The 20,630-nt window shown below is 73.9% G+C and carries 7 protein-coding genes; 6 read left to right on the top strand and 1 reads right to left on the bottom strand.

The annotated features are described in order from the left end of the window. From ABZV06_RS00555 to ABZV06_RS00545, 3 genes are read left to right on the top strand one after another with little or no spacing between them, the layout of a single operon-like run. Positions 1-1,302, top strand: coding sequence for a beta-ketoacyl-[acyl-carrier-protein] synthase family protein (locus ABZV06_RS00555; RefSeq protein WP_355617423.1), 1,302 nt, complete (start codon positions 1-3; stop codon positions 1,300-1,302). Positions 1,303-1,312: 10 nt separating this feature from the next. Then, on the top strand, positions 1,313-2,242 hold the full coding sequence (locus tag ABZV06_RS00550) for a phytanoyl-CoA dioxygenase family protein (RefSeq protein WP_355617420.1): 930 nt from the start codon (positions 1,313-1,315) through the stop codon (positions 2,240-2,242). Positions 2,243-2,262: 20 nt separating this feature from the next. Continuing rightward, complete coding sequence (locus ABZV06_RS00545; RefSeq protein WP_355236224.1) at positions 2,263-3,258, top strand: phosphatase PAP2 family protein; 996 nt, start codon at positions 2,263-2,265, stop codon at positions 3,256-3,258. Here ABZV06_RS00545 and ABZV06_RS00540 read toward each other — a convergent pair. After that, positions 3,179-3,970: an alpha/beta fold hydrolase gene (locus tag ABZV06_RS00540; RefSeq protein ID WP_355617417.1), complete on the bottom strand. Its 792-nt coding sequence runs from the start codon at positions 3,968-3,970 to the stop codon at positions 3,179-3,181. The genes ABZV06_RS00545 and ABZV06_RS00540 overlap by 80 nt on opposite strands. Before the next feature lie 108 nt (positions 3,971-4,078). On the opposite strand from ABZV06_RS00540, the gene ABZV06_RS00535 reads away from it, so the two are divergent. Genes ABZV06_RS00535 through ABZV06_RS00525 form a run of 3 tightly spaced genes read left to right on the top strand, consistent with a single transcriptional unit; the run spans position 4,079 to position 20,614 of the window. Then, positions 4,079-12,196 carry a beta-ketoacyl synthase N-terminal-like domain-containing protein gene (locus ABZV06_RS00535; RefSeq protein ID WP_355617415.1) on the top strand — a complete coding sequence of 2,706 codons (8,118 nt, stop codon included), beginning with the start codon at positions 4,079-4,081 and terminating at the stop codon, positions 12,194-12,196. 1 nt (position 12,197) lies between these two features. Next, positions 12,198-18,878: a thioester reductase domain-containing protein gene (locus ABZV06_RS00530; RefSeq protein ID WP_355617412.1), complete on the top strand. Its 6,681-nt coding sequence runs from the start codon at positions 12,198-12,200 to the stop codon at positions 18,876-18,878. Continuing rightward, positions 18,875-20,614, top strand: a complete 1,740-nt coding sequence (locus ABZV06_RS00525; RefSeq protein ID WP_355617409.1) for an NAD(P)/FAD-dependent oxidoreductase — start codon at positions 18,875-18,877, stop codon at positions 20,612-20,614. The genes ABZV06_RS00530 and ABZV06_RS00525 overlap by 4 nt, the downstream gene beginning before the upstream one ends. Positions 20,615-20,630: the final 16 nt, after the last annotated feature.

The raw sequence follows: 20,630 nt of genomic DNA, 5'->3' as shown, positions 1-20,630 counted from the left end.
ATGACCGGATCGACCCGACCCTCGGCCACCATCACCGGCATGGGGCTGGTGACGCCCGTCGGGCGGGGCGTGGAGGACTTCTTCGCGGCGATCTGCAACGGGCGCTCCGGGCTGGTGCGCCCACCCGAGGGGCACGGCGCGGCCGCTGCCACGGAGGCGGTCGGGATCGCTCCGGACATCGACCCCACCACCGTGCTCCCGCGCAACGAGGTGCTGGTCGCCGACCGATTCCTGATCATGGCACTGGCCGCCGCCGACGACGCGATGCGCGACGCCGGGCTGGAGGTCGGCCGCGACGTCGACCCATTTCGGGTCGCCGTGGTCGTCTCCAGCGGCGCGGGCGGCCTCACCACCTACGAGGCCCAGGCGAAGGCACGGGAGGCGCGCGGCCGTACCGCCGTCAGCGCGTACCTCTATCCGGGTTTCCTCCCCAACATGGCGGCCGCCCGCATCGCCATCCGGTACGGCATCCAGGGCTACAGCTCCTGCATCGCCACCGCCTGCGCGGCCGGTGCCCACGCGGTGGCGGAAGCGCTGCGGCTGATCCGGGCCGGCGACGCGGACGTGGTCGTGTGTGGTGGCGCCGAGTCGCCGCTCGGGCCGACCGGCACCGCCGGTTTCGCCAACGCACGGGCGCTCGCCACCGGCTGGTCCGACCCGACGCAGGCGAGTCGCCCGTTCGACCGGCGTCGCAACGGCTTCGTGCTCGGCGAGGGCGCCGGGATCATGGTCGTCGAGCGCGCCGAGCACGCGGACGCGCGAGGGGCGGCCGGCTACGCCGACATCATCGGGTGGGGTGCCACCACGGACGCCCACCACCCCACGTCACCGCGCGCGGACGGTGTCGGCGCCGCGCAGAGCATGCGCCGGGCGGTCGCCGACTCCGGCGTCGCGCCCACCGACGTCGACTACATCAACGCGCACGGTACGAGCACCAAGCTGGGCGATGTCGCCGAGAGCCGGGCCGTGCACAGCGCCTTCGGCGCGCACGCTCCCGCGGTCAGCTCCACCAAGGGTGTGACCGGACACCTGCTGGGCAGCGCCGGAGCCGTGGAGGCGGCGGCGACCGCCCTCACGATCACCCACGGCAAGCTGCCGCCGACTCACAACCTGGACGAGCCGGACCCGGCCTGCGACCTCGACCACGTGCGGGGTCAGGCGCGAGCGGTCCGGCCCCGCGCGGTGCTGTCCAACTCCTTCGCGTTCGGCGGACACAACGTCAGCCTGATGTTCGGCCCGCCGTCGACGGCGCGGGCCCGGGGGGCGGACGCGGGGGCGGTCACCACAAGGGATCAACCATGAGAGGAGCGCGATGACAACGACGGAATTCACGCTGACCGACGCGGAGCGGGCCGCGCTGCCCACCGACGAGGATGTCCGGTCGTACGCCGAGCGGGGCTGGTACCTCAGCCAGAAGCTGCTCACCGACGACGAGGTGGACACGCTCGTCGAGGCCAGCGAGCGGTTCTACGCGGGTCACCGTGACCGGCGGTTGCCCCGGCGGCCGGCGAAGCTGGCCTACTGGGAGCCGGAGCACGGCGACGTGCAGCGGCACAACGACTACGTGCACTACGAGAGCGACGAGGTCGCCGCGATCCTGCGTAAGCCGATCATCGGGGCGGTGGCGGCCCGGCTGGCGGAGGCGGCCGAGATCCGGGTGTTCCAGAGCACGCTGATCCTCAAGCCGCCGAGCCCCGGTGAGCCGACCAACATCGTGCCCTGGCACTTCGACCGTCACTACTGGCAGACCTGCACGTCCGAGCGGATGCTGACCGCGTTCATCCCGATGCACGAGTGCACCGAGGAGATGGGCACGATCACGATGGTCGACGGCAGCAACACCTGGAAGGAGATCGGCGGCGACGACAAGACCACCAAGCACTTCGCCGAGCGGGACCGCTCCGAGCTGGAGGATCTGCTCGTCAGCAACGCCGAGTTCAACGGCGCTCAGGTACACAAGATCCCCATGCACATCCCCAAGGGACACATGAGCTTCCACCACTGCCGCACCTACCACGGCAGCGGCGCCAACCGCAGCTCAGCTCCCCGACGGGCCATCTCGCTGCACCTGCAGGACGGCGACAACCAGTACCGGCGGTTCCACCGTTCCGACGGCGACCTCGTCGTCTACAACCACGATTCCCTGGTGCGTCGTGACGAGGCGGGTCTGCCCGACTACAGCGACCCGCAGTTCTGCCCGGTGCTGTGGCGGTCGTCGTCCGCTCCCGGCGAGACGGCATGACCGTTGGCACGCCCCGGCCCGTGGCAGTCGCACGGGACCGGGGCGATGGCCGGCGTGACCCACTGCTCTGGCCGGAGGAGTGCCTGTTCGCGGTGGCCCTCACGCTCGTCGCCGGGCTCGCCCTGCTCACCGGCGCGCTCTCGTGGGCGCTGCTCGCCGCGTCGGCCGTGCTGGTCGGCGCGCTGATCGCCGGGCTCGCGCTGTCGAGGCGGCGGCGCAACGCCGCGTCGGGCGTCCCGGTGCGGGCGAGCGGCGCGGCCAGGCTGGTCAGGACCGTCGGTGGGGTGGCCAGGACGGCGGTGCCGTTCCTGTCCTGCGTGGTGATCTATTCGAGCCTGCGCGTCGTCACCCCGGAGCTCGACTTCCCACTCGTCGACCCCGCGTTGATCGAGTTCGACCGGGCCGTCTTCGGCACCGACGTGAGCCGTTGGCTCAACGACACCCTCGGCTCACCCGCGCTGACGTTGTTCATGGCGTTCTGCTACCTGAGCTACGGCCTGTCCCAGGCGGCGTGGGCCATCTCCTCGTACCTGCGGGGCCGCCTGCGCGAATACCACGACTTCGCGCTCGCGATCTCGATCACGGCGGTCGTCGGCTACTCCGGCTACGTGCTGGTGCCCGGGGTCGGTCCGCACATCTACCAGACCGACACGTACGCCGACCCGCTTCCCGGTCAGGAGGGGTCGATCGGTGGCGCGCTGGACGCGATCACCGCGGTCCAGGGCCCGGCGCGGGATCTCTTTCCGAGCCTGCACACCGCCATGACGGTGGTGCTGATGGTGTACCTGTGGCGCGACGCCCGTCGGCTGTTCTGGTGGTACCTGCCGATCGGCCTGGGGTTGGTGCTGTCCACGCTGTACCTGCGCAAGCACTACGCCGTCGACCTGCTGGCCGGGACGGCCCTCGCACTGCTGGCAGTGGTGGTGGCGGGACGGGTCAACCGCTGGTGGTACCGGCCCCGGACCGACTCGCCGGACGGAGCAGCTCGGTCGTTCGCGCCGTCACCGCCGCGATGACCTGCGGATGGTCGAGGATGAAGTGCCCCCCGTCGACAACGGTCAGGTCGAAGCGGTCGACCGTCTCCTGCTGCCAGGCCAGTGCGCCCGCCGCGTCGGCCATCCGGTCGTGCCGGCCCACCACGGCGGCGATCGGGCACGTCAACGCCGGCCGGGGCGGGCGGGCGTAGGTCTCCGCCAGCCGCAGGTCGGTCCGCAGCACCGGCAGGGCGAGCCGCATCAGCGCCGGTTCGGCGAGGACGTCGGCCGGGGTGCCGCCGAGACGTCGCAGCGACTCGATCAGACGGTCGTCGTCCAACGCGTGCAGGGGGCGGTGGGCGAGACCGGCGGCGGGCCCGTTACGCCCCGCGGCGATCAACAACGCCGGGCCCGGGCCGGTGCGGGGCAGCGTCGCCGCGACCTCGTACGCCAGCAGCGCGCCGAAGCTGTGCCCGGCCAGGGCGTACGGACCGGACACCCGGTCGCGCAACATGTCGCACGTCGTGGCCACCAACCGGGGCCACTCGTCGATCGCCGGCTCCTGCCGGCGGGTGCCGTGCCCGGGCAGCTCCACCGGCTCGACAGTCACTCCGGCCGGAAGCCATCGCCTCCACCTGGTGAAATGCGCTGCCGAGCCGCCTGCGGCCGGGAAGCCGAACACGGTCAGGGACGACGGAGCTGAACTGCCGTTCTCCAGAGCTTTTTCGTCCACCGGGACGTGATCTATCAGCATTGACATCTCGCTTCTCGTCCGATGTACTTCAACGTACAGGGAAATCATCAGGCGGGGAATGGCCGCCGTGGTTCACCAAGGCGGATGCGCGTGGGGGGTGCCGTGGGGATGCGCCGCGACCGTCGCCCAGCCTCCAGGGCAGGCGTCACCGACATCGCGGTGGTGGGCGTCGGTTGCCGGTTCCCCGGCGGCGTGGACGACCTCGACTCGCTGTGGCGCGTCCTGGAAGAGGGCCGCGACGTCACCGGCCGCGTGCCGGCCGGGCGGCCCGGCGCGGCCTCGCTCGACACGGTCGGCGTCGGCGGGTTCCTGCCCGACATCGACCTGTTCGACGCGGAGTTCTTCGGTGTCTCGCCGCGCGAGGCGCGCGAGATGGACCCGCAACAGCGCCTCCTCCTCACCCTCGCGTGGCGGGCCATGGAGCACAGCGGCGTGCCGTTGCCGACCTGGTCCGGCAGCAACACCGGGGTCTACTTCGGCATCCTGGCCATGGACTACGCCGTCCTGCACGCCCGCACCCTCGGTGTCGACCACGTGGGAGCGCACTACGCCAGCGGCAAGGAGTTCAGCTTCGGCTCGGGGCGCGTGGCGTACACGTTCGGCCTGAACGGGCCGTGCATGACCCTGACCGCCGCCTGCGCGTCCTCGCTGTTGGCGGTGCACCTCGCGGCGCGCGCCCTGGCGGCCGGCGACTGCGACACCGCGCTGGCCGGCGGTGTGAACCTGATGGTGGGTCCGGAGCTGACCCTCTACATGCGGCACATCCAGGCGCTCTCGCCGCAGGGGCTCTGCCGCCCGTTCGACGCGGCCGCCGACGGCGTGGTACGCGGCGAGGGCGGGGCCGTGGTCGTCCTCAAGAGGTACGCCGACGCCATCGCCGACGGCGACCGGATCTGGGGCGTCATCAAGGGAAGCGCGACCAACCACGACGGCCGCAGCGCCGGCCTGACCGCGCCGAACGCGGTCGCCCAGGAGCAGCTGCTGCGCGCCGCGCTCCGCGATGCCGACGTGGCGCCCGCGGACGTCGGGTACGTCGAGGCACACAGCACCGGCACACCGCTGGGCGACCCGATCGAGCTCAGCGCGCTGGCGGCGGTCTTCGGTCCGGAGCGTGCACCGGAACGCCCGCTGCTCATCGGCTCACACAAGGCCAACTTCGGCCACCTCGACTCCGCCGCCGGCATCCTCGGCCTGCTCAAGGGGCTTCTCGTCGCGCGTACCGGCGTGGTGCCGCCGCAGATCAAGCTGGCCCAGCCGACGCCCCGGTTCGGCTGGTCCGGCTCCGGGCTGGCGGTCCCCACCACCCGTACGACGCTGCCGGACACCCCGCACCGCCTGACCGGCGTCAGCGCGTTCGGCCTGTCCGGCAGCAACGTCCACGTCGTGCTCGCGGCACCCGAACAGGACCGCCCGGCCCCGACCCCGGCACCCGTGTCCTGGCCGGTGCTGGTGCTGTCCGGTCCCACCGAGTCGGCACTGGCGGACCAGGTCACGCGGCACGCGGAGCTGCTCGACGACTCCGCGACGGCAGAGCCCGACCAGCTCGGCGACCTGCTGTTCAGCACCGGCACCCGGCGCAGCCACCACACGCACCGGCTCGCCGTGACCGGCGCGACGGCCGCCGACCTGCGCGGTGCGTTGACCGGTCACCAGCGTGGTGAGAGGTCCGCCAGCACGGTCAGCGGTGAGCTGCTGCACGACGGGCCGGCGTACGTGGTGCAGGTGTTCTCCGGCCAGGGCTCGCAGTACCCGGGAATGGGCCTCGACCTCTACCGCGCCGACCCGACCATGCGGGCCACGCTCGACGAGTGCGACGCGGTGACGCGGCGGATCGCCGGGTGGTCGCTGCTGGAGGAACTGGGCCGCCGTACGGGCAGCCGGCTGTCCGACACCCGGTTCGCCCAGCCGGCGATCTTCGCGATCCAGATCGGGCTCTCCCGGCTCTGGGCGCGGTGGGGCGTTCCGCCGGACTCGGTGGTCGGCCACAGCATGGGCGAGGTCGCCGCGGCCTGCGCCGCCGGCGCGCTGTCGCTGGAGGACGCGCTGCGGGTCATCGTGCTGCGCGGGGAGCTGTTGCAGCCCGCCTCCGGCAGCGGGCGGATGGCCGCCGTCGCGCTGTCCGCCGACGAGGTCGCCGCCGCCCTCGAACGGCACGCCGAGGTCGTGATCGCCACGGTCAACGGGCCGCGCTCGGTCGTCGTCGCCGGCCCGGCCGCCGCCCTGGACCGCCTCCTCGCCGAGCTGACCTCCGTCGGAGCGCGGTGCGTGCCGTTGGCCGGCGACTACGCGTTCCACAGCCCGGCGGTCTCCGCGTACGGCGACGAGCTGGAGCGCCAACTCGACGGGTTGCCATGGACCGCGCCGCGGGTGCCGATGCTGTCCAGCGTCGACCCGACCGGTGTCGTAGCAGAGTTCGGGCCGGCCTACTGGGGCCGCAACGTGCGTGAGCCCGTACTGTTCTGGCCGGCGATCGACCGGCTGCTGTCCCGGCGGCCGGCGGTCTTCCTGGAGCTGGGCCCACACCCGGTCCTCACCGGGCCGCTGACGGCGTCACTCGCGGCCCGGTCCCGCCGGGGCGCGGCGATCGGCAGCCTGGTGCGGGGGCGACCGCCGGTGCAGACCCTGACACGAGCGCTCGCCGAGGCGTACACCGCCGGTGTCGCGGTGGACTGGGCTGCGGTGCACGGCGAAGGTCGGCGGTACAGTCCGCTGCCACCGGTCCGGCTGAGCGGCGAGCGGTACTGGCTGCCGAGCCCGGCGGTCCCGACTGCGGCGTCCGTCGTCCCGGCGTCGCCGGAGACGGTGCGAGCGGGTTCCCCGGAGCATGCCGGGTCCGAGCATGCCCTCGCCGGCGTGGCCCTGGGCGAGCTGCGAGCCGAGGTACGCCTCATCGCTCCGGACGGCACCGTCGTTCAGACACTGGCCGGGGTCGGAGTGCCGGCGGCATCGGCGAGTAACGGCGGCGGTGGCCGGGACGGCAGAGCCCTCGGCGACGGACTCGGCACCGGTGCGGGAGCCAACGGCGCCGAGACCAACGGCGCCGAGACCAACGGCGCCGAGACCAACGGCGCGGGTACGACCGGCGCGGACACCCGCGGCGCGACGGACATCGGCGCGACGGCCAATGGTGGGACGGCCAGCGGCGCGACGGCCAATGGTGGGACGGCCAGCGGCGCGACGGGCGACGGCGCTGGTGCGGCAGGCGCGGGTGTCGGTGGCGGCGACGTTGGTGGCGGGGTCGGTGTCGGCGGCCGTGACGCCACCAACGGCTCCGGCACCCGCGCCGGCACGGCGTGGGAACGGGAGCGGATCGCGGCCCTGGTCAACGACGCGGCCGCCGAGGCTCTCGGCTATGAGCCCGGCCGACGTCTGGCGCGCGGGCGTGGGTTCTTCGAACTGGGGATGGACTCGCTCGCCCTGGTCTCGCTCGTCAGTCGGCTCGAACGGGAGCTGGGGACCGTCCTCGGCGCCGCCGTCGGCATCGAGCACCCGACCATCGACGCACTCGCCGACCACCTCCTCACCGAGGCCCTTCCGACCGAGCCCCCGCGTCAGGCCGAGCCCTCGCGCGCAGTCGAGCCGCCGCGTCAGACCGGGTCACTCCTCATGGCAGGGCCGACCCTCCAGCCCGCACCGCTACCGAGCCGTGACGCGATCGCGCCGGCTGCCAGCGTGCTCGGGCGTGGCACGTCGGGTACGACTACGTCGGTCGTGTCGCGGCCGTCCGGAGCGGCCGCGTCGACCCCGCGTGGGCCGGCAGAGCCCGTGGCGATCGTGGGCATCGGTTGCCGGCTGCCGCAGGCCGACGGCCCGGAACAGTTCTGGCGGCTGTTGTGCGACGGCGTCGACGCCACCGGCGACGTCCCGGCGGACCGGTGGGACGCGGAGGCGCTGCTCGGCGCGGGGCCCGGGGCACCCGGCACGGTGGTCACCCGCCGTGGCGGCTTCCTGGACCGGATCGACCTGTTCGACAACGCGTTCTTCCGGATCTCGGCCCGTGAGGCCCGGGCCATGGACCCGCAGCAGCGCCTCTTCCTCGAGGTGGCCTGGGAGGCGCTCGAGGACGCCGGGGTCACGCTCGAACACCGGCGCTCCGCCCGCGTCGGCGTGTACGTCGGCATGAACACCACCGACTACCAGCAGTTGCTCACCCGGCGCGCCCGGGACGTGGACCTCTACTACGGCACGGGCAACTCCTTCAGCGGGACGGCCGGCCGGTTGTCGTACTTCCTGGACGTGCGCGGCCCGAGCCTGGCGATCGACACGGCGTGCTCGTCCTCGTTGGTCGCGGTGCACCTGGCCGTGCAGAGCCTGCGCGCGGGCGAGGCCGACATCGCGCTCGCCGGTGGGGTCAACGTGATGGTGCGGCCCACCGTGCACCTGGCCATGTCGGCGGCGGGCGCACTGTCGCCCGACGGGCGTTGCAAGACCTTCGACGCCAGCGCCGACGGCTACGGGCGCGGTGAGGGCGCCGGCGTGGTGGTGCTCAAGACACTCGCGCAGGCCGAGCGTGACGGCGACCGGGTCTACGCGGTGATCCGCGGCAGCGCGGTCAACCACAACGGTGCGAGCGGCGGGCTGACCGTGCCCGGCGGCGAGGCCCAGGAGGAGTTGATCCGGGCGGCGCTCGCGGTGGGCGGCGTCCCCGCGTCGGACGTGGACTACCTGGAGGCGCACGGCACTGGGACGGTCCTCGGCGACGCCGTGGAGGTGCGGGCGATCGCCCGTGCGCTCGGCGGCGGGCGTCAGCCAGACCGGCCGCTGCTGGTGGGGTCCGTCAAGACCAACATCGGTCACCTGGAGGCGGCCGCCGGTATCGCCGGGCTGATCAAGACCGCGCTGGCGCTGCGACACGGCGAGCTGCCCGCGCACCTGCACGTCTCCCAGCCCACGGGCCAGGTGGACTGGGCGCGGTTGCCGGTCCGGATCACCACGTCCACCACGGCATGGCCGGCCACCGGTGGACGGTCCCGGGTCGCCGGGGTGAGCGCGTTCGGTTTCACCGGTACCAACGCCCACGTGGTCCTGAGCGGGCCGTCCGCACCGGCGTCGTCGCCGCAGGACGGTGCCGCACACCTCACGTCGGGCGGCGGTGCGGCGTCGAGGGCCGGCGCGATCGTCTCCAGCCGCGCACACCTGCTGGTGCTGTCGGCCGCCGGGGACGGCGCCCTCGCCGTCGCGCGCGACGGCTTCGTCCGGGCGCTCTCCGCCTCGGCCAGCGCCGACCTCGCCGACATCTGCTACGCCGCGGCGGCCCGCCGGGCTCACCTGGAGCACCGGTTCGCGGTGGTCGGCCGTGGGCCCGCCGCGCTCACCGCCGGGCTGTCCGGTGGCGACGGCGCGCACCAGGGCGTGGCCTCCGGTGCGGCCGAGCGCCTGGTGCTGGTGTACGGCGACCGTGTGACGGTGGACTGGCGTGCCCTGGAGCGTGACGAGCCCGCGTTCGGGGACACGGTGGACGCGCTCGACGACGGTGGTCTCGTGCGAGCGGCACTGGTCGCCGGCGGCGCGGAGCGCGGCGAGCCCGTCGCAGTGCTGGCCGTCCAACTCGCCCTGACCGCCGTCTGGGAGGCGTACGGGCTGCGGCCCGACGTGGTCGTCGGCCGGGGCGTCGGTGAGGTGGCGGCGGCGTGTGCGGCTGGTGCGCTGGACCGGGCGCGGGCGGTCCGTGCGGCCCTCGACGGCGCGACGGTCACCGTGGCGACGCCCGCCGACCTGCCGGCGACCCCCGTGCTGTGGCTGGCGTCGACGGGCGGGCCGGTTCCCGGTATGCACCCGTTGGCCCTGCGCTCACCGGCCCCCGACTGGGACGCGCTGGCCGGGCCACTCGTGGCGGCGGGGGAGCGGGTGCTGCTCGCGGTCGACGCCGGGCCGGACGCCGCGACCGTCGCGGCAGGACGGGAGACGGATCTCGTGGCGGTCGGGACGGACCTGGGCCGCCCCGACGGCTTCCTGGACGTCGTCGCCCAACTGCACGTGGGCGGGGTCGGCATCCACTGGGAGACGCTGTTCGGCCGCCGCCCGTACCGGGCGGTGCTGCCGCGCTACCCGTGGCAGCGACGCCGGCACTGGGCGGACACGCCGGACCAGGTGAACGGCTCGGCACCCGTCGCGGAGCGGCCGGCCCCCGCGACCGTGGCCGTCACGACCGGTGCGGCCGCCACCGTGGTCTCGACCGCCGTCGCCGCGAGTGTCGTGCCCGAGGCGCAGTCCCGAGGCGCCGTCGGTCGCGCGCTGTCCGACGACGTCCGGGACCGCTGGGCGGCGCGTACGTTCGCGGTCCGCTGGCGCCGCGTCCCCGCGCCCCGCGCGGAGGCGACCGGACGGTGGCTCGTCGTGCCACTCACGAACGCGTCCGTCGAGACGGGACTGCGGGTGGTCGACGGCCTGCGGCTCGCGGGCGTCGAGGCGACCTGGCGGCCCTCGTCCGTCGGCTCGGCCCGCGACGACGACCGGGCGGGCACGCCGACCGACGGCGTACCGGAGGTTGACGCGCCGTGGACCGATGTTCCGCCGGACCACGGAATCGTGCTGGTCGCGGCGGCCGCACCCGGCAGTGTGTCGGGCGAGGTCCTGGTCGCGCGTCTGGTGCGGGCGGCCCGTCACCTTCGCAACGGGCTCGACGCGGCACCCGGCAGGCTGCGCGTCGTCACGGCCGGGGCGTACCAGCCGACCGGCGACGGCGAGGTCGATCCGGCGCAGGCCGCGGTCTGGACGGCCGGGCGGGTGCTCGCGATGGAGGCGGCACCGGGGTGGGGCGGACTGGTCGACGTCGACCCGCGGGTGCTCGGCACCGGCCCGCGCGACGCGGACGGCGAGCCCGGCCAGGCGGACGCCGGCTGGACTCCCGGCAACGCTGCCGGACTGGCCGGCGCGCTCACGGCATCGCGCGCGCCCCGCACCGAGCCGGCCGAGGACGAGGTGTGCCTGCGCGACGGGATCTGGTACGCCTCCCGGCTGTCGACGGCGGACCCACTGCCCGTGGCGCTGCCCGACTTCGACTGCGACCCGGACGCCTGGTACCTGGTGACCGACGCCCTGCGCCCGGCCAGCCGGCCGTTCGTCGACGTGCTCGTGCGCCGTGGCCTGCGCCGGCTGATCGTCGGGGACGCCATGCCGTCCGACATCGCGTCCCCCGGGGACGTCCGGCTCGGCGAGCTGACGGCGGCCGGCGTGGAGGTGCGACACATCGACCTGACGGCGGCGGACCGTACGGCGGCGGAGGTCGCGGCCGACCTGACACCGGAGGCGCTGGGCGCCCCGCTCGGCGGCGTGCTGATCGTCGGGTCGCCCGCGTCGGCGGCCCCGATCGACACCCTCGACGAGGACGCGGTGTCGAGGGCGCTGGGCTGGGCCGACGTCGTACACCGGCTGGATCTGGCGACCCGTGACCTCGCGCCGCCGCTGTTCTGCGTGACCGGCGCGGCGGCCGCGGTCTGGGGAGCCACCGGGATGGTCGCGCGGGCCGCGGCAGAGGGCGCGGTCGACGCGGTGACCACCGCCCGGGAGCGGGCCGGTCGGCCCGTGCAGGTGGTCCGCTTCATGCCCGTCGACGACCCCGCCGAGTTGTCCCGCCGGGACCGGATGGTGATGGTGGACAGCGGCCTACGACCGCTGGCCGGCGCGGACGTGGGCGAGGCCTTCGAGGTGGCGCTCCGGGCGGGCCTGACCCGGGTCACGGTGGCGGACGTGGACGCTCCGCGGTATGCGCGGGTGTGTCGGGAGCGGGCCGACCGCGCGTTCCTCGCCGAGATCGGCGTCGAGCCCGCGGCGGATGACGGCGGGACGCCGGAGGGCGGGACGCCCGACGCGCCACTGGCCGCCGTCGTGCTGGCGCTGCCGGCCGATCGGCGGGCCGAGCACCTGCTGGAAGCGGTGCTCGACGCGGTGGCCGAGGTGCTGGGTGAGACGTCCGGCGTGGACGTCCTGGCCCACCAGGGCTTCTTCGACCTCGGCATGGACTCGGTGATGTCGCTGAGCCTGCGCGGCTGGCTCGAACGCGCGCTGGGGGTCGACCTGCCGGCGACGCTCACGTTCGAGTTTCCCAACGCGGCGGCCCTCACCGATCACCTGCTGACGGTGCTCGACCCGGTCGCCAGTCCGGCCGATGGCGCGCCGACCACCACGGTGTCCGGCGCGCTGGACGAGGCCGACGACGACCTGGCGGCGATGCCCGAGGACGAGCTGATCGCGCGGCTGTCGGCCGCGCTCGCGGAGGGAGGCTGAGATGACGACGACCGCTCCGCGTACCCCGGACAGCCGACGGCTGATGGCCGACGCGCTGCGCACCATCGAGGATCTGCGCCGTCGTCTGGCCGACAGCCGGGACGGGTGGCTCGACGAGCCGATCGCCATCGTCGGGATGGCCTGCCGCTTTCCCGGCGGGGCGCACTCGCCGGAGGAGTTCTGGACGCTGCTGCGCAACGGGGTGGACACGACCTCCGAGTTTCCGCCGGAGCGCGCCGACGCTCGCGCGTACCACCATCCGGACCCGGAGGAGCCGGGCAAGGCGTACACGATCCGGGGCGCCTTCCTGGACCAGGTCGACCGGTTCGAGCCGGAGGCGTTCGGCATCTCCCCACGCGAGGCCTTGGGCATGGACCCACAGCACCGCATCGCGCTGGAGATCTGCTGGGAGGGGCTGGAGCGTGCCGGCTACGCGCCCGACCGGCTCGACGGCTCGCGCACCGGCGTCTACTTCGGGCTGAGCACGACCGACTACGTACGCGCCCGGCAGGCCGTCGGCGACATCAACGACGTGGACTTCTACCAGCTCACCGGCGAGCCCAGCTTCCTGGCCGGCCGCATCTCGTACCTGCTCGGGTTGCGAGGGCCGAGCAAGGTCGTCGACACCTCCTGCTCGTCGTCACTGGTCGCCCTGCACGAGGCGTGCCAGGCGCTGCGGCTGCGGGAGTGCGACCTGGCCCTGGCGGGCGGGGTGAACCTGCTGCTGTCCCCGTACGGCTTCGTCATGATGAGCAAGTTCCGTGGGCTGTCCGCCGACGGACGGTGCAGGACGTTCGACGCGTCGGCCGACGGGTACGCCCGTGGGGAGGGCGCGGGTGTCGTGGTGCTCAAGCGGCTGTCCGCCGCGCTGGCCGACAACGACCCGATCGTCGCCGTCGTCCGTGGCTCGGCTGTCAACCACGACGGTCGTTCCAGCGGCCTCACCGTGCCGAACCCGCTCGCCCAGCAGGACGTCGTCGGCGCGGCCATGACCCAGGCCGGCGTCGGGCCGGACGGCGTGGACTACGTCGAGGCGCACGGGACGGGCACCTCGCTCGGTGACCCCATCGAGCTGCGCTCGCTGGAAGCCGTCATCGGCCGGCACCGCCGCTCCGACGACCCGCTGCTGGTGGGCTCGGTCAAGACGAACATCGGGCACCTGGAGCCGGCCGCCGGCATCGCCGGCCTGTTCAAGGTCGTCCTGGCCATGTCGCACGGTGAGATCCCGCCGCACCTGCACCTGAGCGAGCCGAACCCCAACCTGGACTGGTCCGGTCTGCACGTGCGCGTGCCTGTCGCGTGCACGCCCTGGCCGGACCGGGGTCACCCGCGCACCGGGGGAGTGAGCAGCTTCGGCGCCAGCGGAACCAACGCGCACGTCGTGCTCGCGGCACCGCCGGTCGGTGCCGACCGCACCGCCGCACCGCAGCCGTACGGGCTGTTCCTGGCCTCCGCGCGCACGGAGGAGGCGCTGCGCGAGATGGCCGACCGGCACGCGCGGTGGCTGCGCGGTCCCCACGCCCCGTCCCTCGGCGACGCCTGCTACACGACGCACGTCGGCCGCGCGGTCCAGACCCACGGTCTCGCGGTGACCGCGGCGGACACCGACGAACTGGCGGACGTCCTGTCGGCGTACGCCCAGGGCCGCCAACCGCGCGGGCTGACGGTCGCCGCGCTGCCCCGCCGCCGCGATCGCAAGGTCGCCTGGCTGTTCACCGGCCAGGGCGCCCAGTACCAGGGCATGGCCCGGGGACTGCTCGGGAACGCCGCCTTCCGCTCCGCGTTCGACGAGGTCGCCGCGCTCTTCGACACCGGGTTGCCCCGGCCCCTGGCGGACGTGTTGTGGGCCGACGGCGCGACTCCGCTCGACGACACCCGGTACACCCAGCCGGCGCTGTTCGCGGTCGAGTACGCGCTGGCCCAGATGTGGCTCTCCTGGGGCCTGCGGCCGTCGGCGGTGGGCGGCCACAGCATCGGTGAGCTGGTCGCCGCCTGCGTCGCCGGCGTGCTGGACCTGCCCGCCGCCGCGACCCTGGTGACCGCGCGGTCGCGGCTGATGGCCGAGCTGCCGTCGGGTGGCGCGATGGCCGCCGCCGGCTGCACCGAGGAGGTCGCCGTCGCGGCGATCGACGGGTACGCGGACACGGTCGCCGTCGCGGCGGTCAACGGGCCTACCGACGTCACCATCTCGGGGAACGCCGCACACCTGGGCACCGTCCTGGAACGGCTGGCGACCGACGGTGTGCGCACCCGGCGGCTGAGCGTGTCGCACGCGTTCCACTCGCCGCTGATCCGGCCCATGCTGGAGCCCTTCCGCGCGGTGCTGGCCGGGTTGTCGTTCCACCCGCCGCGCATTCCGCTGGCGTCCAACGTCACCGGGCGGCTGTGGGGTGACGACGAGGTCGGCCCGGACTACTGGCTGCGGCACGCGGCCGGCGCGGTCCGCTTCCGCGACGGGGTACGCGCGTTGCACGAGGCGGGCGTCCGCACCTTCGTGGAACTCGGTCCGGCGCCGGTGCTGACGGCTCTCGCCGCGCGTTCTCTCGCCGGTGAGCCGGAGTGCGCGTTCGTGCCGACGCTGCGGCGGGGCGGCGAGGACCTGCGCGAGGTGCTGGGCGCGGTCGGCACCGTGAGCCTGCGGGGTTCGCGCCCGGACTGGCGGGCCTTCCACGAGGGCGAGGACGTGCGCGCCGTACCGCTGCCGACGACGCCGTGGCGCGGCGCGCACTACTGGTTCCGCGAGGTCGGGCCGGTGGCCGCGCCGGTGCCGGCGGCGGACGCCAGCGAGGAGACCGGGGCCGCCGTCGTGGGCGGGGACATCCCGGGCGTCGGCCGCCGCCTACCGGGACCGGTGCCGGCGTACGAGGTGACGGCCGAGGCGCTGCCCGGCGAGTCGCCGGGTCTGGGCGCGGTGCTGGACGTGGCGACCCGGGCCGCTGCGGACTGTCTGGGTGGCGTGTGGCGGTGCGCCGAGGACCTGACCGTCCACGCGTCCGTCCCGACCGGCGACCGTGGGCACCTGCGCCTCACCGTCACGGCACGGGACGACGGCTCGGCCGCCTGGGAGTTGCTCGGTGCGACGGCGGCACGCGAGGCGCTGGCCGCGCCGTGGATCCGTCACGCCAGCGGTCTGTTGCGTCGTCGGTGGCCGGCCGACCGCCCGTACCCCGATCCGGACGCGGCGTCCATGCCGGAGATCTCGGTGCCGGACGGCGCGGGCTGGCACGAGGTGCTCGACGCCGCGCGCCTCGCGGTCACGGTGGCCGGCGTGGCGGAGCCCGAGGCCGGGTCGACGATCGCCGGCTGCGGCGCGCTCGGCGGCGCGCCCGCAGCGGCCAGTGGCCCCGTGGCGCCGGGCGGCGTACGGGCGGTGCGGGTCCGCGCCGGGTCCGTGCGCGCGCTCGGTGACACGGTGACCGGTGCCGTCGACCTGCTCGACGCCGACGGCGTCCCGATCGGCTACGCCCGGGACGTGATCGTCGCGCCGGTGCCCGCGCCGGCGCAGTGGGACGATCCGGCCGACCTGCTCTACGAACAGACCTGGGTGCCCATGCCCGGGCCGTCCCCGCAGCCGCCGGCCGACCTGGCCGGACGGAGCTACCTGTTGGTGGCCGACCCGGCTGGTCAGGACGCCGCGCTGGTGACCGCGCTGGCCGGGCTGCTGCGCGAGCGGGACGCCGAGGTGACGGTGGCCGCGCCGCCGGTGGTGGGGGAGGGTCCGGACTGCCGGCCCGATCCCGACGCCGTCCGGGAGCTGGTGACCACCTGGTCCGCCGGCCCGGGCCGCCCCTCGCTCGCGGTGGTCCTGACCGGGCTCGACGCGCCCGCGTCGGCGAACTGCGACGCGGGGAGCCTGGAGGAGTACGCCGGGCGCGCGGACCTGACGATCCTCGCCCTCCTCGGCGCGATGCTCGACGATCCGGAGTGCGCCGACGCGCGCCTCTCGTTGGTGACCCGGGCTGCCATGCGGGTGCCGACGGACGCCGCCGCCCCGGACGCCGCCGCCCCGGTCGCCGGCACGCTCTGGGGTCTGGGTCGGGTGCTGGCGTTGGAGCACCCGGACCGGTGGGGCGGCGTGCTCGACCTGGACCCGGACCGCCGGCCCGGCGAGGACCGACTGCTGCTGGCCGCGCTGACCACGGGTGGGCTGGTCACCGGTGATCCGTCCCTCGGCGGTCCCGCCGACGCGGAGGACGGCTACGACGACCAGCAGGCGCTGCGCGCCGACCGTCGGTACGCGCTGCGCCTGGTGCCCGCACCGCTGGCACCCGAGGCGCTGCGTCGTCGGCCGCCGGTCGACGGCGAGGCCACGTACCTGATCACCGGAGCCTTCGGTGGGATCGGCCTGGCCGTCGCGGAGTGGCTGGCCCGCGCCGGCGCCGGTCGTCTCGTGCTGCTCGCCCGCACGCCGCTGCCGGAGCGGGACGGCTGGGCGGACGCGACCGGGGAGGCGGCGCGGCGGATCGCGGCCGTACGTCGGCTGGAGCGGTTGGGGACCAGCGTCGACGTGGTCGCCGCGGACGTGGTCGACGAAGCGGCGATGACCGCTGTGTTCGCCGAGCTGGCGGGCAACCCGCTTCCGCTGCGCGGGGTCGTGCACGCGGCAGGTGTCTCCGAGCCCGAGTTCGCCCGTGCGGCCACCGCCTCGGCGTACCGGCGGGTGTGGCGGCCGAAGGTCGTCGGCGGCTGGCTGCTGCACCAGCTCACGCGCGACGCCCAACTGGACTTCTTCATCGGCTTCTCGTCGATCGCCGCGACCTGGGGCTCGCAGCACCTGGCCAGTTACGCGGCGGGCAACGCGTTCCTCGACGCGCTGGCCGGGCACCGCGACGCCGCCGGCCTGCCGGCCCTGTCCGTCGCGTGGGGCCCGTGGGACCTGCCCTCGGCGCTGTTCGGCGCCGAGGTGATGGCGTTCCTGAAGGCCACCGGGCTGCGCCCGCTGCCGGCCGACCAGAGCATCCGGATGCTCAGCGCGCTCGCGGCTGGTGACGCCCCGCAGCGGGTGGTGTGCGCGGTGGACTGGTCGGTGTTCAAGCCGGTCATGCAGGCCCGCACGGAGCGGCCGATGCTGCGCGGGATCACCGCCGACGAACCGGCGACGGACGAGGCCGGTGACGCGCCGCTGTTGGCCGGTCTGCGCGCCGAGCGCGACCCGCGTCGGGTGCGGGCGATGCTCGGCGCGTACGCGGTCGAGGTGGCGACCGACGTCCTGGGCGTGGGTTCGGGTGCCCTCGACGAGGAGAGCGACGTACTGGCCAGCGGCATGGACTCGCTCATGGTCATGGACGCGGTCCGCCGCTGTCGACGGGACCTCGGCCTCACCGTGCGCGCCGGTGACCTGCTCACCCTCGCCAGCCCGGCACAGTGGGCGGACCTGTTCGCCGGACTGCTGGCCGACGGGTCGGTGGACACGTCCGCCGACGGCGACGAGCCCACCGCCGACCAGGCCGGCGACAACCTCGCGGCTGACCAGGCGAGTGACCCGGCGTGGATCGCGGCCGACGTGACCCTCGCGCCGGACATCCGGGTGGTGGGCGATCCGCCGGCCCGGGTACGCGACCCCCGGCACGTCCTGCTGACCGGCGCGACCGGCTTCGTCGGCGGCTACCTGCTGCACACCCTGCTCGAGACGACCGCGGCCCGGGTGTCGTGCCTGGTGCGGTGCGCCGACGAGGAGACCGGCCTGCGGCGGCTGCTGGACAACATCCAGCGCTACCTGCCGCTGCCAGCGGAGGCGGTCGACCGGATCACGGTGCTGCCGGGCGACCTGGGGCAGCCCAGGCTCGGCCTGTCCGACGACCGGTACGACGAGCTGTCCGAGCACCTGGACGGGATCTACCACTGCGGCGCCCGGGTGCACTTCGGCTACAACTACCACCAGCTCCGCCCCGACAACATCACGGGGACCGAGGAGATCCTGCGGTTGGCCGCGCGTGGCCGGCCGACCGCGGTCCACCACGTCTCGACGTACGGCATCTGGGGCCTGCCGGCCCCGGGCCGGGACGTCGTCGGTGAGGACGACGACATCGCCACGGCCGGCCGACTGGTGACCGGCTACGTGCAGACCAAGTGGGCGTCGGAGCGGTTGGTCGAGCTGGCCCGCGCACGTGGCGTGCCGGCGGACATCTACCGGCCCGGCCGGGTGTTGGGCGACTCCCGCACCGGCGCGAGCCTGACCACCCACTTCACCACTCGGGTGATGAAGGGCTGCGTGCAGCTCGGACTCGCTCCGGACATCGACATCAAGGTGGAGATGACACCTGTCGACTACGTGGCGAGCGCGCTGGTGCACATCTCCCGGTACGGCCCGGCCCTCGGTGGCACGTACCACCTGGTGAGCCCGTACAAGGCCCTGTTCGCCGACGTGGTTCGGGCGCTGCGCCGGCACGGCTTCGCGGTCGAGGTCGTGCCCGTCGAGGAGTGGTGGCAGGCACTCAAGGCGACCTATGCCGTCGGCACGAACGAGCTGCACCCGGTCATGCCGGTGGTCCAGGAGTTCGTGGTCGGCGGCGAGGAGGCCGTCCACTACGCCGTCGGCAACACCGAGGAACAACTGCGGGACACCGACCTCCGATGCCCGCCGTTGGATGACGACCTACTCGACACCTACCTGCGCTGGATGGTGCGGACCGGCTACCTGCCCGCTCCCACAGCGGCTGATGAAGGAGCTCGAACGACATGACTGATCATCCGCGCAGCACGCCGGAGTACGACGTCGCGATCATCGGGTCCGGCCTGTCCGGCACGATGCTGGCCGCGTGCCTGGCCCGCAACGGTGCGAAGGTGCTGATCGTCGACGGTGCCACCCATCCCCGGTTCGCCATCGGCGAGTCGACCATCCCGGCGACATCGATGATGATGCGGCTGGTCAGCGAGCGGTACGACGTGCCCGAGATCAAGTGGCTGTCCACCTTCGAGGGCGTTCAATCGAAGATCAACACGACCTCGGGGGTCAAGCGCAACTTCGGGTTCGTCTACCACCGGCCGGGGAAGCGCCAGAACCCGCGCGAGACCCACATGTTCCCGATCCCGAAGGTCACCCACACCGAGAGCCACTTCTACCGCCAGGACATCGACAACTGGATGCTGACGGTCGCCGCCAAGTACGGCACCACGGTCCGCCAGCAGGTCCGGATCACCGGTGTGGAGATCGACGACGACGGCGCGACGCTGGCGCACACCGGCGGCGAGTTCCGGGCCAAGTTCGTCGTCGACGCCAGCGGCTTCCGTTCGGTGCTGGCCGAGCAGTTCGGCCTGCGGGAGGAGCCGAGCCGGTTCCGTCACCAGTCGCGGTCGCTGTTCACCCACATGGTCGGCATCCGGCCGTACGACGAGTTGGCCCCCAAGTCCCGGTACGGGCACCCCAGCCCGTGGCACGACGGCACCCTGCACCACCTGTTCCGCGGCGGCTGGATGTGGGTGATCCCGTTCGACAACCACCTGCGGGGCACCAACAACCTGTGCAGCGTCGGCCTGCAGCTCGATCCGCGGATCCACCCGGTTCCGGACTGCACCCCGGAGGAGGAGTTCCGCCGCTTCATCGCGCAGTACCCGGACATCGAGCCGCAGTTCGCCGAGGCCCGGTCGGTGCGCGACTGGACCCGCACCGGCCGGCTGCAGTACTCGTCGCGGCAGACCGTCGGCTACCGGTGGTGCCTGACCTCCCACGCGGCGGGCTTCCTGGACCCGCTGTTCTCCCGGGGACTGTCGAACTCGCTGGAGACGATGCACGCGCTCGTGCACCGCCTGCTGTCCGCGATCGAGGACGACGACTTCTCGGTCGAGCGGTTCGAGTACATGCAGGAGTTCGAGCAGGGTCTGCTGGACTTCAACGACGACCTGGTCGCCAACGCGTACACGTCGTTCGGTGACTGGCGGCTGTGGGACGCCTGGTTCCGGATCTGGTCGCTCGGGCAGTTCATCGCCACCTTCGAGGTGAACCGGGCGTACGCCCGCTTCCTGGACACCCGCGACCCGGCGGTGCTGGCCCCGCTGGAGCGGCCGTGGTGGCGGGGTCGGGTCATCCCGCAGGACTCGCCGTACGGAGCGGTCATGGTCCTGTTGCAGCAGGTCAACGACATGACCCGAGCCGTGCAGGAGGGACGGGCCGACTCCGGTGAGACGGCCGCCGAGCTGCTGCGGCTGCTGCGCGAGGCGGACTTCGTGCCGCCCGCGTGGGGCCTCGCCGACCCGGACAACCAGTGGACCGACGCCAACTTCTTCGAGATCGGCAAGACCCTGCGCTGGGCTCGCAAGAAGGCGCCGAAGGCCGTCGGCGACCTCACGTACGACGGCCTGACGCTCTTCATGAAGAAGCGCTTCTCGCCCGGCGAGTTCGCCGTGGGCGAGGAACTCAAGCACCTTCTCGCGCGCTGGCCCGTGATCGGTAAGCGGCTCCGCGTCCCGACGCCGAAGTGAATTCGATGGATAAGGA

The organism is Micromonospora sp. NPDC005172, assembly GCF_040608555.1.
Lineage (GTDB): Bacteria > Actinomycetota > Actinomycetes > Mycobacteriales > Micromonosporaceae > Micromonospora.
The sequence above is the reverse complement of the archived record's forward strand: the minus strand, read 5'-3'. Positions and strand labels throughout refer to the sequence as shown.

Excerpts from the sequence above, each read along its gene's own strand:
- ABZV06_RS00555 (WP_355617423.1), top strand. The coding sequence starts at position 1 with ATGACCGGATCGACCCGACCCTCGGCCACCATCACCGGCATGGGGCTG.
- ABZV06_RS00550 (WP_355617420.1), top strand. The coding sequence starts at position 1,313 with ATGACAACGACGGAATTCACGCTGACCGACGCGGAGCGGGCCGCGCTG.
- ABZV06_RS00540 (WP_355617417.1), bottom strand. The coding sequence starts at position 3,970 with ATGCTGATAGATCACGTCCCGGTGGACGAAAAAGCTCTGGAGAACGGC.
- ABZV06_RS00535 (WP_355617415.1), top strand. The coding sequence starts at position 4,079 with ATGCGCCGCGACCGTCGCCCAGCCTCCAGGGCAGGCGTCACCGACATC.
- ABZV06_RS00530 (WP_355617412.1), top strand. The coding sequence starts at position 12,198 with ATGACGACGACCGCTCCGCGTACCCCGGACAGCCGACGGCTGATGGCC.
- ABZV06_RS00525 (WP_355617409.1), top strand. The coding sequence starts at position 18,875 with ATGACTGATCATCCGCGCAGCACGCCGGAGTACGACGTCGCGATCATC.